This is a genomic window from Pseudomonas sp. LBUM1648, from assembly GCF_059716145.1.
In genome coordinates this window covers 775,454-790,382 of the sequence record NZ_CP166808.1, presented here as the reverse complement: position 1 = coordinate 790,382, position 14,929 = coordinate 775,454, and the positions used below count along the sequence as shown (strand labels likewise).

Sequence of the window (14,929 nt, the reverse complement as noted above, 5' to 3'; positions counted from 1 at the left end):
TGAGAAAAGAATATGTACGACTGGCTCAACGCCCTGCCCAAGGCTGAACTGCACCTGCATCTGGAAGGCTCGCTGGAGCCCGAACTGCTGTTCGCCCTGGCCGAACGCAACAAGATCGCCCTGCCGTGGAATGACGTCGAAACCCTGCGCAAGGCTTACGCTTTCAACAATCTGCAGGAATTTCTCGACCTGTATTACCAGGGCGCCGACGTGCTGCGCACCTCCCAGGATTTCTACGACCTGACCTGGGCCTACCTGCTGCGCTGCAAAGCGCAGAACGTGATTCACACCGAACCGTTCTTCGATCCGCAGACCCACACCGACCGGGGTATCCCGTTCGAAGTGGTGCTCAACGGCATCGCCGCCGCATTGAAAGATGGTGAGCAGCAACTGGGTATCACCAGCGGTTTGATCCTGAGCTTCCTGCGCCACTTGAGCGAAGAAGAAGCACAGAAAACCCTCGATCAGGCGCTGCCGTTCCGTGACGCATTTGTCGCGGTCGGTCTGGACAGTTCCGAGATGGGCCATCCGCCGAGCAAGTTCCAGCGCGTGTTCGACCGCGCCCGTCACGAAGGCTTCCTGACCGTCGCCCACGCCGGTGAAGAAGGCCCGCCGGAATACATCTGGGAAGCCATTGATCTGCTGAAAATCCAGCGTATCGACCATGGCGTGCGCGCCATCGAAGACGAGCGCCTGATGCAACGGATCATCGAAGAGCAGATCCCGCTGACCGTGTGCCCGCTGTCGAACACCAAGCTCTGCGTGTTCGATCACATGTCGCAGCACAACATCCTCGACATGCTCGAACGTGGCGTGAAAGTCACGGTGAACTCCGATGACCCGGCGTACTTCGGCGGTTATGTCACCGAGAACTTCCATGCGCTGTACGAGCATTTGGGCATGACCCAGGATCAGGCCAAGCGCCTGGCCCAGAACAGCCTGGATGCGCGGTTGGTAAAACCGTAATAACGCTGAAGATCCAATGTGGGAGCGAGCTTGCTCGCGCCCACATTTATACCGATGTCGACTCTGTCAGCTCTTCCAGCGTCTTGCCTCGCGTCTCCATCCCGAACAGCCACACCACCCCCGCCGCAATCGCGAAGCACAACGCGCCTAACGCAAACACCCCACCCTGCCCGGTGATCGGGAACACCAGCCCGGTGATCAACGGCCCGAGCAAGGAACCCACACGGCCAATCGCCGAAGCAAACCCCGAGCCTGTCGCCCGGGCCGAGGTTGGATACAACTCCGGCGTGTAGGTGTAGAGCACCGCCCACATGCCAAACAGGAAAAACTGCATCAGCAATCCCGTGCTGATCAACAAGGCCACGTTGCCGCCAAACACCGCGCTCTGCCCGTAGAGAAACGCCATCACCCCGCCGCCGAGCAACGTGACGATGCACACCGGTTTGCGTCCCCAGCGCTCCACCAGCCACGCGGCCATCAGAAATCCGGGAATCCCGCCGAGGGAAATCAGCACGGTATAGTAAACCGACTGGGTTACAGCGAAACCCGACTGTTGCAGCAATGCACTGAGCCACGACGTCAGCCCGTAAAAACCCAGCAGCGCAAAGAACCACAGGCTCCAGATCATCGTTGTGCGCTGGCGGTATTGCGGCGACCAGATCTGCTTCAGCGCCGAGAAAAAGTTGCCCGGAGGCGTCACGGTTCGCGGCAGGCGCAGCGGTTGCGGCAATGTCGCAACGCCAAGGGACGATCGCACGCGCTCTTCGATCCCGTTCAAGACTTTATCGGCATCTCCATGCCGCCCGGCCTGTTCCAGCCAGCGCGGTGACTCGGGTATGAAAAACCGGATCGCCAGCACAAACACCGCCGGCACCGCCAACACCAGAAAGATGTCGCGCCAGCCAATCACCGGCAACAGGAAGTACGACAGCACCCCGGCTGCGACAAAACCCAGCGGCCAGAAGCCATCCATCAATGCGATGTAGCGACCGCGCCGTTGCGCCGGAATCAGCTCGGACAACATCGACTGCGCAATGGGAAACTCCATGCCCATGCCGATCCCCAGCAGGATGCGGAACAGCGTCAGCGTCTCGACCGTTTGCGCCGTCGAGCACAGGTAACTGGCCACTCCCCAGAGAACGATGCTCCACTGAAACACCGGTTTGCGCCCGAAGCGGTCGGCGAGCATGCCGGAAAGCGACGCGCCCAGCACCATGCCGAAGAAGCTCGAACTGGCGAGCAGCCCCGCCTGCGCACTACTCAGACCAAACTCGGCTTTGATCGAACCGAGCAGGAACGTCATCATCGCCAGATCCATGGAGTCGAAGAAAAACGCCAAGGCGATGATGATGAAAATAATCCGGTGATAACCGCTGATCGGCAGCCGTTCCAAACGTTCTGCCGCGCTGAAGCCTTGAGTGTCCATGCCGCCTCCCCCATCCGAAAAGTCCCCGGATCGAGTGTGCGCGATGGTGATTCAGAGTTAGTACTGGATGCGACCTGCTCGCAGTCGTAGACGACGCCGTAACGCCCGACGTCCTTCTCAATCGCTCTACAACGCCATTTCCAGCTCGGTTTCCCGGGCGAAACGGTGCAACTCGCGCTGTCCGGTGGCCGTCAACTGCAGGGCTCTTGAGTCATTGGGCAACGTCAGCCAACCGGACTGCATGAACAACTGCAGCAACGCCGCGCCGAGTGAACCGCCCATGTGCGGACGGCGCTCGCTCCAGTCCGGGCAGGCACAGGCTACCTGTACATTGCGATGGGCGAGTGCCTGGATGAATACCCCGCGAAGGGCCAATTGTTTCGCGCCTTTTTGCGTCACCACCACGCGCTGTTCAAGCTGTTCGATCCAGCCGGCGTCGAGCAGGCGCTGGTACAGATCGGCAGCCAGCGTGCCGCCCAGGTGGTCATCGCAAAAGCGTGCGCGCAGCAGCGAAGAAGGCGCTGCCTGAGGTTTGGCCATGGGTGTGGCGCGCTTGAATACTTCGGGTATTTCCCGCGGGGCACTGGCGATGGTGGCGCTGGCCAGGGCTTCTATCGCCGCCCCGACCTCCGGCGCCGAGAGACGGAAAAACCGTTTGCGACCACGGACTTCGACCTTCAACAGACCGCCGGTGGCCAGCCGTGCCAGATGCGCACTGGCCGACGACGGCGACAGCCCTGCCAGTAGCGCAAGCTCCTCGGTGTGCCGGGCCGAGCCGTCCATCAACGCCCACATCATCGCGCTGCGCTTGGGGTCGGCCAGCAACGTGGCGATCTGGCTGATGCAAGGTGCATGTTCCATGTATTCACTCCCTGTGGAATCGTATCGTCTACTGCTCGCAGACATCTTGACCAGTAATGGGTCGGCGGCCAAGACGCGAAAATCGCCCTGAACCGGGGCAAGGCAGGCCGTTGACATAACATGTTCCGGCACAGAACCCGGCGACGAAATGCAGCCCTGATCCAAACAGTGGCAGTTCGGCATTGACGGCGTTCGGGCCATGTTTCGGTACCGGCATGAGGCGGGCGCTAGTATAAGCGGGATGCAAGCCCCGTCCCGCGCCTAAGCCTGCACGGGTGGTGATTGTTCCTGACAGAAATTTCTCTATTTAGCTGCGACTAATGATCAAGTTTCTGGAAAGCGGGAAATTGACTACTCAATTCAGCGCATCGGCTGGCGAGCATTTCCCTCAGAAGGTTCACCGGCTTACTCAATTGTGCGCGATGGGCGCACAGCAAATTCAGCGGAGCGCGTTCGCACAGCAGCTCTGGCAGCAGCACTTTGAGGCGCCCGGCAAGGACATCGGCGCCCACATCCAGCCATGACTTGTAGGCAATTCCCGCTCCTGCCACCGCCCATAGACGCACGACGTCGGCGTCATCACTGAATCGGTCGCCACTGACCGTCAGGCCGACCTCGCGTTTACCGTCGTGAAAACTCCAGTGGTCATGAACCCGACTGCCGAGCATGTACAACAGGCAATTGTGCTGAGCCAGTTGTTCGAGCTGGCGCGGTTCGCCGTGCCGCGCCAGATAGGCCGGTGATGCGCAGAGCACGCGACGGTTGTCCGGGGCGACAGGCAGGGCAACCAGGCTGGAGTCTTCCGGCTCGCCATAGCGCAGAGCGATGTCCACGGGCTGGCGAAAAAGATCGGCGATACGGTCGCCGAGCAGCAGGCGTACGGTGAGTTTCGGGTGCTCGCGCTGGAACTCGTCGAGCCATGGCAATAACAAGTTGCGGCCGAAGTCCGAGGGCGCCGACAGCTGCAAAATCCCGCTGACTTGTTCCTGTCCACTGGCCAGTAACCGCCGGCCCTCATCGAGATTACTCAATGCCGCACGGGCGTATTCGAGAAAACCTTCGCCCTCGGCGGTCAGGCGCAGGCTGCGCGTCGAACGGGCCAGCAGGCGCGCACCGAGTTGCTGTTCGATACGCTTGAGCGCCGCACTGGCCACGGCGGCGGACATGTCCATCACCCGCGCCGCCGCCGACAGACTGCCCAGATCCGCCGCCCGGACAAACAACTGCAAATCATCGAAACGCAGCATCCACAGCCCCGATTATCAAAAAAATATTGAAAGAGACTGCGGTTTTAGCCGGTTTTATCTTGTGAAGAAATAGCCAATCATCTGTCCCATCGAATTTGCCCTGCATTACTTACTGTTCGGAGCCACTCATGAAAGCCATTGCCTATTACGCTTCCTTGCCCATCAGCGACGCAAAAGCCCTGCAAGACATCGAACTGCCAGAGCCGATGGCCGGCCCGCGCGACCTGTTGGTGGAAGTCAAAGCCATCTCGGTCAACCCGGTGGACACCAAGGTACGGCAGAACGTAGCCCCTGAAGGTGGCGCCGCGAAAGTGCTGGGCTGGGACGTGGCCGGTGTGGTCAAGGCGGTTGGCAGTGAAGTGACGCTGTTCAAGGCTGGCGACAAAGTGTTCTACGCCGGCTCCATTGCCCGCGCGGGCGGCAATAGCGAATTGCACGTGGTCGATGAGCGGATTGTCGGCCATATGCCCAAGTCCCTCGGTTTCGCCGAAGCCGCCGCCCTGCCCCTGACTGCGATCACCGCGTGGGAGTTGTTGTTCGAACGCCTGCAAATCGGCGAAGGCCAAACCGATGAAGGCCAGAGCCTGCTGATCGTCGGCGCGGCGGGCGGGGTCGGTTCGATCCTCACTCAATTGGCCAAGCAACTGACCGGTCTTAAGGTGATCGGTACTGCATCGCGCGAGCAGACCCGTGATTGGGTCACGGAGCTGGGCGCGGATCTGGTGATCGACCATAGCCAGCCGTTGAGCGAGGAACTGAAACGCGCCGGCATTAACAACGTGACTCACGTCGCCAGCCTGACCCAGACCGATCAACATCTGGATCAATTGGTCGAAGCACTGGCGCCGCAAGGCAAACTGGCATTGATCGATGATCCGAAGTCGCTGGACGTGACCAAGCTCAAACGCAAGAGCCTGTCGCTGCACTGGGAGTTCATGTACACCCGCTCGCTGTTCGAGACACCAGACATGATCGAGCAGCACAACCTGCTCAACCGCGTGGCCAAGCTGATTGATGCGGGAACGTTGAAGACGACGGTCGGCGAGCACTTCGGCACGATCAACGCGGCCAATCTGCGCCGGGCACATGAGCTGCTGGAGAGCGGCAAAGCCAAGGGGAAAATTGTTTTAGAAGGTTTCTGAAGAGCAGAAGATCGCAGCCTGCGGCAGCGCCTGCATGGGCTGCGGTCTTTTTTTGCCGTCAGTCAGATGCTTGACCGTTGTCACAATTGCGATCGTATTCGGGTCTACAATCGAAACCTCTGCGGTACATCTTTTACGTAAGGGAGGTCAGCAATGAAGATCCTGATAAAAGAAGTGGCAAAGTCTCAATGGCAGGTTCGACTCGACCAGCACGCCGTGACATTCCGCAGTGAAGCCGAAGCCTTGGCCTTCACCCGCACCCTAGAAGCGCGAATTTGCGCGCCGCACCAGTTTCCCGACCGCAGCCAGCAGCGCGCCGCCGGCTGAGTCACCTTACGCAGCGGCTTGCGCTACCGCCCGGGCATTCTGCAAACGCCGGGTGAGCATCGCGACGCTCACTACCAACAACCCGCACAGGCTGATGACCATGGCCATCGGCATGGCGCTGCCGTCGTGCAGGATTGCCACCAGCGAAGCGGCGCCGGATGCAACGCTGAATTGCAAGCAGCCCATCAGCGCCGACGCACTGCCGGCCCGCGCTCCTTGGCCGTTCATCGCACATGCCGAAGCGTTGGGCAGGATGCAACCGAGGCTGGCGATGCAGATGAACAACGGAATCAAAAGCGGCCACAGCGCTTCGGTGTGCAGCGCACTGACCGCCAGCAATGCCACACCCGCCAACAGGTACACCCACACTGCACGCGCCAGCAGAAAGGCCGGGCCGCGTTTGGCCAATAGCCGCGCATTGACCTGAGCCACCAGAATGAAACCCGCCGCGTTGGTGCCGAACAACCAGCCGAAATGCTCGGCCGGCACGCCGTAAAGTTTGATGAACACGAACGGCGAACCGGCGATGTAGGAAAACATCCCGGCGACGGCGATACCCCCGGTCAGGGCGTGGCCGAGAAATACCCGATCCTTGAACAGCCGCCCGTACTGACGCAGCGCACCGGACAACGGCTGGCGCGGCACATGGTCAGGCAGACTTTCCGGCAGACCGAGGGCCACGGCCAAGCCCGCCAATGCACTGAACCCGGTCAACACCAGGAAGATCGACTGCCAGCCTGTGGTGTTGACCAGCAGCCCGCCCAGCATCGGCGCCAGAATCGGTGCCAGGCCCATCACCAGCATCAATTGCGAGAACACCTTCGCCGAGCCCACCGCATCGCATTTGTCGCTGACCACCGCCCGGGCAATCACCATCCCCGCGCAACCGCCCAGCGCCTGGACAAAACGCGCGCCGATGAGCCATTCGAGATTCGGTGCATAAGCACAGGCCAGTGACGCGACGGTGAATAACCCAACGCCGCTGAGCAGCGGAATCCGCCGACCGAAACGATCTGCCACCGGGCCGTATAAAAGTTGACCAATCGACAGGCCGAGGAAATACGCAGCCAGCGTCAGTTGAACGTGTTTTTCATCGGTGCCAAAGGCCAGCGCCATCGACGGGAATGCCGGCAGATAGAAGTCGATCGCTAAAGGACCGAAGGCGCTCAAGGCGCCAAGGATCAGAATGGTACGGAGGTTCATCAGGCATCCAGGTTGGCAAGTCGGCAGCCCGACAGTCTAGCCGCGCCCGGACGCCTTGAACATTCCGATAGCTCGCTAACTATAAAAACCTCAGGCCAGTTTTGCCGGATAGCCTTCTTCGCTGATGATCGCGATGACCTGTTCTGCGCTCAGCGCACTTTCGACGCCGACTTCTTTGGCAGCCAGATCGACGTGCACACTGGCCGCCGGATCCTTGGACTGCAGGGCTTGAGTGACGGCTTTGACGCAGTGACCGCAGGACATGCCTTGAACATTGAACACTTGCATGGAGTGACTCCTTTGAGTGAGGTTGCCGGCAGTTTCGAGCTTGCCACGATGGTAAGGTCAAGTTCTTGAATAAACTGCCGGGCTGGCAATCGGCGCCGCGCTCGGCCAAGCTGCATGCATCTATGACATGAACTCAGGAGATTCAGCCATGCGCTGGTCAGCTTTCAGCCTGTTTGGCTTTCTCAGTCTTTTTGCCGCTTTCCCTTCGGCGCACGCCGCCGGAGAGGACTACGGGGTGCTGATCATTTCCCGCGAGCGCCTGGAAGTGGCGACCTCCTGCGAGATCGGCGTGTATATCCAGGATCAATTGTCGGCGCGGCTGTTTCAGGAACAGAGCACCTCGTTCAACCTGCCGCCGGGCACTGTGTCGCTGCGTCTGAAACTGTTGCCGGGGCAAGTGCCGGGCTGCAATCCGGGATTGCTGGCGCCAGGTTCACAGGAGATCAAACTGCATGCTGGTGATGTGCAGAAGTACCGAATCGCGATGACCCAGGAAGGCATGTACCTCAAGCGCGCCGATCTCGGGTACTAAGTCGCTCCCACATGATCGTTCCCACGCTCCGCTTGGGAACGATCAACGGTAGAAGATTGGCGCTTGACCTTGCCCGCGTGGCAAGGTTGATCCTGTAGGCAACTTCTACAGGGAGCGTGACCGATGTCCGAATCCATCACTTTCGATCTGCCGATTGCCGGCATGACCTGCGCCAGTTGCGCCGGGCGTGTCGAGCGCGCCTTGAGCAAAGTCATCGGCGCCAGTGCCGTCAGCGTCAACCTCGCCACCGAACAGGCGCGAGTCCACGCGCCCGGTGACAGTTTGCCGGCGTTGATGGCAGCCGTTGAGCGCGCCGGTTACAGCGTGCCGCAACAAACCATCGAGTTAAGCATCGACGGCATGACCTGCGCTTCCTGCGTGGGTCGCGTCGAGCGCGCCCTGAACAAAGTCCCGGGCGTTAAAAGCGTCAGCGTCAATCTGGCCAACGAACGCGCCCACCTCGAACTGCTCGGCCAGGTCGACTCACAAACCCTGCTCGACGCCTTGAGCAAGGCCGGTTACTCGGCCAGCATCTGGCAAGCCGAACATCCGCAAACCGATAACCAGCAACAGCGCCTGCAACATGAACGCTGGGCGCTGATCTGCGCCATCGCCCTCGCGCTCCCATTGGTGTTGCCGATGTTGCTGCAACCATTCGGCATCCATTGGATGCTGCCGGCCTGGGTGCAATTCGCCCTCGCCACACCTGTGCAATTCATCTTCGGTGCGCGCTTTTACGTGGCCGCGTGGAAAGCCGTGCGCGCCGGCGCAGGCAACATGGACTTGCTCGTCGCGCTCGGCACCAGCGCCGGGTATGGCTTGAGTCTTTACGAGTGGGCGACCGCCGCCGGGCGCATGCCGCATCTGTATTTCGAAGCTTCGGCCGTGGTGATTGCACTGGTACTGCTCGGTAAATATCTGGAGAGCCGCGCCAAACGTCAGACCGCCAGCGCCATTCGTGCCCTTGAAGCCTTGCGTCCAGAGCGGGCGATTCAAGTGATCGATGGCCGCGAGCAGGATGTCGCCATTAGCGCCCTGCGCCTGAACGATCAGGTACTGGTCAAACCCGGCGAGCGTTTCCCGGTCGATGGCGAAGTGCTGGAAGGCCAAAGCCACGCCGACGAAGCCTTGATCAGCGGCGAAAGCCTGCCGGTGCCGAAACAACCGGGGGATAAAGTCACCGGCGGCGCGATCAACGGTGAAGGCCGCTTGCTGGTGCGCACCACCGCCCTTGGCGCGGAAAGCGTGCTGGCGCGGATCATTCGTCTGGTCGAAGACGCTCAAGCGGCGAAAGCACCGATCCAGAAACTGGTGGATAAAGTCAGCCAGGTGTTCGTGCCGACAGTATTGGTGTTGGCCCTGGCGACGCTGATCGGCTGGTGGCTATACGGCGCGCCGCTGGAAACCGCGCTGATCAATGCTGTCGCGGTTTTGGTCATCGCTTGCCCCTGTGCGCTCGGCCTCGCCACGCCGACCGCGATCATGGCCGGCACTGGTGTGGCCGCGCGTCACGGCATTCTGATCAAGGACGCCGAAGCCCTGGAACGTGCCCATGAAGTCAGCAACGTGGTGTTCGACAAAACCGGCACGCTGACCTCTGGCACGCCGCGCATCGCCCATTTCAGCGCGGTCGATGGCGACGAAAACACACTGCTGAAACTGGCCGGCGCGCTGCAACGTGGCAGTGAACATCCGTTGGCCAAAGCTGTGCTGGATGCGGCCGCTGAACGTGATCTGAAGGTGCCCGACGTCAGCGATAGCCAATCCCTGACCGGTCGCGGCATCGCCGGCAGCCTTGACGGTCGGCGTCTGGCGCTGGGCAATCGGCGGATGCTCGAAGAAAGTGGTTTGAGCACCGGCAGTCTGGCTGACTCTGCGCAAGCCTGGGAAGCCGAGGGCCGCACCCTTTCATGGCTGATCGAACAAAGTCCGCAGCCGCGCGTGCTCGGTCTGTTCGCTTTCGGTGACACGTTGAAACCCGGCGCACTGGAAGCGGTGCAACAACTCGCCGCCCGAGATATCCAAAGCCATCTGCTGACCGGCGACAACCGTGGCAGCGCGCGCGTCGTGGCCGAGGCTCTGGGCATCAAAAATGTTCACGCCGAAGTGTTGCCGGCGGACAAAGCCGCCACCGTTGCCGAGCTGAAGAAAACCGGCGTGGTCGCCATGGTCGGCGACGGTATCAACGACGCCCCGGCACTCGCGGCGGCGGACATCGGCATCGCCATGGGCGGTGGCACCGACGTGGCCATGCATGCGGCCGGCATCACCCTGATGCGCGGTGATCCACGGCTGGTGCCGGCAGCGCTGGAAATCAGCCGCAAGACCTACGCGAAGATCCGCCAGAACCTGTTCTGGGCCTTCGTCTACAACCTGATCGGCATTCCGCTGGCGGCGTTCGGCTTCCTCAACCCGGTGCTGGCCGGTGCGGCGATGGCGCTGTCGAGCGTCAGCGTGGTGAGCAATGCGCTACTGTTGAAAACCTGGAAGCCCAAGGATCTGGAGGAGCACCGATGAACATCGGCCAAGCGGCCCGCCACAGTGGCCTGAGCGCGAAAATGATCCGTTATTACGAGTCGATCGGTTTGCTCAAAGCGGCCCATCGTACCGACAGCGGCTATCGGATTTACGGCGATGATGACTTGCACACATTGGCCTTCATCAAGCGTTCGCGGGACCTGGGGTTTTCTCTGGAGGAAGTCGGCAAGCTGCTGACGCTCTGGCAGGACCGGCAACGGGCCAGCGCCGATGTGAAGGCCTTGGCGCGGCAGCACATCGACGAGTTGAACCAGAAGATCCGCGAGCTCGGCCAGTTGCGCGACACCCTGCAGGATCTGGTCGAACACTGCCAGGGCGACCATCGCCCCGACTGCCCGATCCTCAAGGAGCTGGCGTCGGGCTGCTGCGCAACACCCGCCCGCGCCTGAGCGCCAATACTTTCACCGTGAGCAAGGTGCCCAGGGGAATGCCGTGGAACAGCATGACCACGGCACCGGGCGTCCACCATTGGTAGAACGGCGCGGCGATCAGCATGCCGATGCCGAACCCGGTCATTTGCAACAGCGTCAGGAAGCTGAAGATCGGCAGACGCAAATCCTCGGGCTCACGTTGTAGCCGCGAGAGCAGACCGACCTCGGAAAAGCCATCTCCCAGTCCCGCCGGCAACGAAAACAGCAACAACCCGAACAGACTGTGCTGCTGGAACATCAGGATAAAACCGCAAGACATCAGCGCCACGCCGAAGAAAAACCGCCGTTCCAGGTGAATGTTGTCCGAGCCTTTGAGGCGACTGGCGATGCGTGCGCCGAGCAGTTTGCCACTGGCCCACACCGCCAGCATCAAGCCCAATGTGGTACTTGCCGAATCCGGTGACAGCAGTTTTGAAATGATCGGAAAACCGACGTTGTGCGCGGCGCTGCCCAAGGTGTCGGCCATCGTCACGGCAAGCATTGCGGCAATCACCGGGGCACTGCGCAGACCTTGCCTGAGGGCTGACCACTCGCCGCGTGCGGATTTTTCATTGAGGGTCGGGGTGTCGAAACGCAGCGGCACAATCAACAACGCTGCCAGCAAGTAGGTCAGCGCGTTTAGCGCGAACACCACTTCAAAACCGAAACCGGCCACCAGCAATCCCGAAACCAGACTGCCGCCAACCATCGCCGCCGATGAGGCCGAGGTGATCCAGGCGTTGGTCTTGAGCAAATGCGCAGGCTCAATCAAGCGCGGCAACTGGCTATTGAGACCGATGGCGAACATCGAATTGCCCAGGCCCAGGCCGAAGGCGATAAACGGCAACAGCAGCGCTTGCTGGCTGACCGGCACAATCAACAGCAAACCGAGCACGCCGGCGCGCAGCAGATCGAACGCGATCAGCGGCAGACGACCGCTGAAGCGTCGGTAAAACCCCGTGCCGATCAGACTGGCGAAGATCCCGCCACCGACGCGGCTGGCCAGGAAGATGCCGACGCTCATTGCGCTGTTGCTCAGCAGATAGACGTAAGTGGCCAGCGCAACCATGTTGAGGAAGGCGCCGAAATCGGAAATCAGCCGGGCGGTGATGATCAGGTGGGCGTTGCGGGGGCTGGTCACATACATTCCTTGTAGGAGCTGCCGAAGGCTGCGATCTCTTGATCTTGCCCTTAAAAAACAGGATCGAAAGATCGCAGCCTTCGGCAGCTCCTACAAGGGGTAATGCAAATATAAAAAAACCCGGCCGAAGCCGGGTTTTTTGTTACGCAATCACTGCATCCACGGTGGCGGCGGTGGTTCATCCGACTTGCCCTTGGGCTCGTCGTCTGCCGCACGAATCGCTTGCTTGCGCTCTTCGTCCAGCCGCGCCGCTTCGATCTCACGCAGCACCCCGCCAACATCGGCCAGATCCTCCGGATCGTCGAACTCGCCGGTCAGCACGCTGGCCGGGTGCAAGGTGCCGGCTTCGTACAACGCCCACATTTCCTTGGCGTACTTGGTCTTCTTCAGTTCCGGCGCGAAACGGCCGAAATACGAAGCCATGTTGCCAACGTCACGTTCGAGCATGCTGAACGCGTGGTTGTTGCCCGCAGCATCCACCGCTTGCGGCAGGTCGATGATGACCGGACCGGTCGGTGTCAGCAGCACGTTGAACTCGGAGAGGTCACCGTGCACCAGACCGGTACACAACATCAGCACGATCTGCGAAATCAGGAACGCGTGATACTCGCGCGCCTGATCCGGCTCCAGCACCACGTCGTTCAGACGCGGTGCCGCCTCGCCGAATTCGTCGGCCACCAGTTCCATCAACAGCACGCCGTCGAGGAAATCGTAAGGCTTGGGTACGCGTACCCCGGCACTGGCCAGACGGAACAGCGCCGCAACCTCGGCGTTCTGCCAGGCATCCTCGGTCTCTTTGCGACCGAACTTTGAGCCCTTGGCCATCGCGCGAGCCTGTCGGCTGTTGCGAACCTTGCGGCCTTCCTGATACTCGGCCGCCTGGCGGAAACTACGTTTGTTCGCCTCCTTGTAGACCTTTGCGCAACGTAACTGATTGCCGCAGCGCACCACATAAACAGCTGCTTCTTTACCACTCATCAGTGGGCGCAGCACTTCGTCGACCAGACCGTCCTCGATCAGGGGTTCAATGCGTTTTGGAGTCTTCATCAGCTTTTATTGTGGGTCCTTTATTACCAAACACGCGAATGTCACTCGTTATACGGCAATCCTCGCATCACGGGGAGGGGTTGCCGACCTGTGAACCGTGAAGATGCACACACTGTGCCGGAAAATCGACCGCTGCGAATCATAGCTGAGCCTGTCGGGAATGTTGGCAAATGACGTTGAGGGCATTTGCGACAGAATCTGACACGGCTCACTCCTGCGATGGGATTGTGGTCAGCGTTCAAGAATTGCAGTTACCCCCTGCCCGCCCGCCGCACAAATCGAAATCAACCCACGCCCCTTGCCCGCCGCATCCAGCAACTTCGCCAAATTCGCGACAATCCGCCCACCGGTCGCAGCAAACGGATGCCCCGCCGCCAGCGAGCTGCCTTTCACGTTGAGTCGGCTGCGGTCGATCGAACCCAGCGGCGCATCCAACCCCAACCGGGTTTTGCAGTATTCGGGATCTTCCCAGGCCTTGAGCGTGCACAAAACCTGCGCGGCGAACGCTTCATGAATTTCGTAATAGTCAAAATCCTGCAGGGTCAGCCCATTACGCGCCAGCAGCCTTGGCACCGCATACACCGGCGCCATCAGCAGCCCCTCGGCGCCGTTGACGAAGTCCACCGCCGCCGCTTCGCCATCGCGCAGGTACGCGAGGATCGGCAAGCCGCGTTCCTTCGCCCATTCCTCACTGCCGAGCAGCACCACGGAAGCGCCGTCGGTGAGTGGCGTGGAGTTGCCCGCTGTCAGCGTGCCTTTGGCGCTTTTTTCGAAGGCCGGTTTCAGCGAGGCGAGTTTTTCCAGGGTCAGATCAGGGCGCAAATTGTTGTCGCGGGTCAGACCGAGGAACGGTGTCATCAGGTCGTTATGCCAACCCTCGCTGTAGGAAGCCGCGAGTTTGTGATGGCTTTCGAGGGCCAGTTGATCCTGATCCTCGCGAGGAATATTCCAGGTCTGCGCCATCAGCTCACAATGTTCGCCCATCGACAGGCCGGTGCGCGTTTCGCCGTTGCGCGGGAATTCCGGGATCAGGTGTTTGGGGCGCAGTTGCAGGAAAGTCTTCAGTTTGTCGCCGGTGGTCTTGGCGCGATTGGCTTGCAGAAGGATCTTGCGCAGACCTTCGCTGACGCTGATCGGCGCGTCCGACGTGGTGTCGACGCCGCCAGCGATGCCGCAATCGATCTGGCCAAGGGCGATTTTGTTGGCCACCAGCAACGCGGCTTCAAGGCCGGTGCCGCAGGCTTGCTGGATGTCGTAGGCCGGGGTGGCCGGTGACAGGCGCGAGCCGAGCACGCATTCGCGGGTCAGGTTCATATCCCGTGACAATTTAAGTACCGCACCCGCCACCACCTCGCCGATGCGCTGGCCGTGCAGGTTGTAGCGTTCGATCAGGCCTTCAAGGGCTGCGGTGAGCATCGCCTGATTGCTGGCAGCGGCGTACGGTCCGTTGGAACGGGCGAAAGGGATACGGTTACCGCCGATGATCGCGACGCGGCGCAGCTGACTCATGAAAAGCTCCTTGTTAAATGATCGAAATTTCACGCAGCCCCCCTGTGGGAGCGAGCCTGTGGTGAGGGGATTTATCCCCGATGGGACGCGCAGCGGCCCCAAATTCTGCAATCGCGGTTTATCAGGCAAATCGCGTCCGCAGGTCAGGGGCCGCTGCGCACCCCATCGGGGGTAAATCCCCTCGCCACATAAACTGCTCTCCCACAGCTTCCGCATTTATCTGCAAGACCTGCTAAACCTCAGTGTTCTAGCGTAGGCCTTATTGCGTGGATCGAACGATTGATTGCCGTGA

The 14,929-nt window shown here is 60.7% G+C and carries 14 protein-coding genes; 6 read left to right on the top strand and 8 right to left on the bottom strand.

Going from position 1 to position 14,929, the window contains the following annotated elements; genetic code table 11:
* Window positions 1–12: 12 nt before the first annotated feature.
* Window positions 13–966 carry an adenosine deaminase gene (locus tag ACA043_RS03405; RefSeq protein WP_497658618.1) on the top strand — a complete coding sequence of 318 codons (954 nt, stop codon included), beginning with the start codon at window positions 13–15 and terminating at the stop codon, window positions 964–966.
* 46 nt (window positions 967–1,012) lie between these two features.
* On the opposite strand, the gene ACA043_RS03400 is transcribed toward ACA043_RS03405, so the two are convergent.
* From ACA043_RS03400 to vimR, 3 genes are all read right to left on the bottom strand, one after another.
* Window positions 1,013–2,392 carry an MFS transporter gene (locus tag ACA043_RS03400; protein ID WP_401268737.1) on the bottom strand — a complete coding sequence of 460 codons (1,380 nt, stop codon included), beginning with the start codon at window positions 2,390–2,392 and terminating at the stop codon, window positions 1,013–1,015.
* Between the two features lie 126 nt (window positions 2,393–2,518).
* Entirely contained in the window at window positions 2,519–3,253 is a 735-nt protein-coding gene (locus ACA043_RS03395) for an ArsR/SmtB family transcription factor (protein WP_187681140.1), read from the bottom strand.
* Between the two features lie 317 nt (window positions 3,254–3,570).
* Window positions 3,571–4,500, bottom strand: coding sequence for a transcription regulator VimR (gene vimR / locus ACA043_RS03390; protein WP_497658617.1), 930 nt, complete (start codon window positions 4,498–4,500; stop codon window positions 3,571–3,573).
* A gap of 128 nt (window positions 4,501–4,628) precedes the next feature.
* Between vimR and ACA043_RS03385 the strand changes: the two genes are divergently transcribed.
* Entirely contained in the window at window positions 4,629–5,642 is a 1,014-nt protein-coding gene (locus tag ACA043_RS03385; protein WP_497658616.1) for a zinc-binding alcohol dehydrogenase family protein, read from the top strand.
* A gap of 153 nt (window positions 5,643–5,795) precedes the next feature.
* Window positions 5,796–5,969, top strand: coding sequence for a hypothetical protein (locus tag ACA043_RS03380; protein ID WP_163024159.1), 174 nt, complete (start codon window positions 5,796–5,798; stop codon window positions 5,967–5,969).
* 6 nt (window positions 5,970–5,975) lie between these two features.
* Here ACA043_RS03380 and ACA043_RS03375 read toward each other — a convergent pair whose 3' ends face one another.
* Window positions 5,976–7,172 carry a multidrug effflux MFS transporter gene (locus ACA043_RS03375; RefSeq protein WP_497616329.1) on the bottom strand — a complete coding sequence of 399 codons (1,197 nt, stop codon included), beginning with the start codon at window positions 7,170–7,172 and terminating at the stop codon, window positions 5,976–5,978.
* Window positions 7,173–7,262: 90 nt separating this feature from the next.
* Window positions 7,263–7,460, bottom strand: coding sequence for a heavy-metal-associated domain-containing protein (locus ACA043_RS03370; protein WP_401268749.1), 198 nt, complete (start codon window positions 7,458–7,460; stop codon window positions 7,263–7,265).
* A 148-nt stretch (window positions 7,461–7,608) separates the two neighbouring features.
* Between ACA043_RS03370 and ACA043_RS03365 the strand changes: the two genes are divergently transcribed.
* The 3 genes from ACA043_RS03365 to cueR all read left to right on the top strand — a co-directional run bounded on the left by ACA043_RS03365 (window position 7,609) and on the right by cueR (window position 10,919).
* Window positions 7,609–7,992 carry a hypothetical protein gene (locus tag ACA043_RS03365; protein ID WP_401268751.1) on the top strand — a complete coding sequence of 128 codons (384 nt, stop codon included), beginning with the start codon at window positions 7,609–7,611 and terminating at the stop codon, window positions 7,990–7,992.
* A gap of 123 nt (window positions 7,993–8,115) precedes the next feature.
* Window positions 8,116–10,509 (top strand): copper resistance metal-translocating P1-type ATPase CueA, encoded by a 2,394-nt coding sequence (gene cueA / locus ACA043_RS03360; RefSeq protein ID WP_497658615.1) that lies wholly within the window; start codon window positions 8,116–8,118, stop codon window positions 10,507–10,509.
* Entirely contained in the window at window positions 10,506–10,919 is a 414-nt protein-coding gene (cueR, locus tag ACA043_RS03355) for a Cu(I)-responsive transcriptional regulator (RefSeq protein ID WP_401268755.1), read from the top strand. The genes cueA and cueR overlap by 4 nt, the downstream gene beginning before the upstream one ends.
* On the opposite strand, the gene ACA043_RS03350 is transcribed toward cueR, so the two are convergent.
* From ACA043_RS03350 to ACA043_RS03340, 3 genes are all read right to left on the bottom strand, one after another.
* Window positions 10,873–12,087: an MFS transporter gene (locus ACA043_RS03350; RefSeq protein ID WP_489880635.1), complete on the bottom strand. Its 1,215-nt coding sequence runs from the start codon at window positions 12,085–12,087 to the stop codon at window positions 10,873–10,875. The genes cueR and ACA043_RS03350 overlap by 47 nt on opposite strands.
* A 144-nt stretch (window positions 12,088–12,231) precedes the next feature.
* Window positions 12,232–13,128 carry a PA4780 family RIO1-like protein kinase gene (locus ACA043_RS03345; protein WP_187681148.1) on the bottom strand — a complete coding sequence of 299 codons (897 nt, stop codon included), beginning with the start codon at window positions 13,126–13,128 and terminating at the stop codon, window positions 12,232–12,234.
* A 231-nt stretch (window positions 13,129–13,359) separates the two neighbouring features.
* Window positions 13,360–14,637, bottom strand: coding sequence for an acetyl-CoA C-acetyltransferase (locus ACA043_RS03340; protein WP_497658614.1), 1,278 nt, complete (start codon window positions 14,635–14,637; stop codon window positions 13,360–13,362).
* Window positions 14,638–14,929 lie beyond the last annotated feature (292 nt).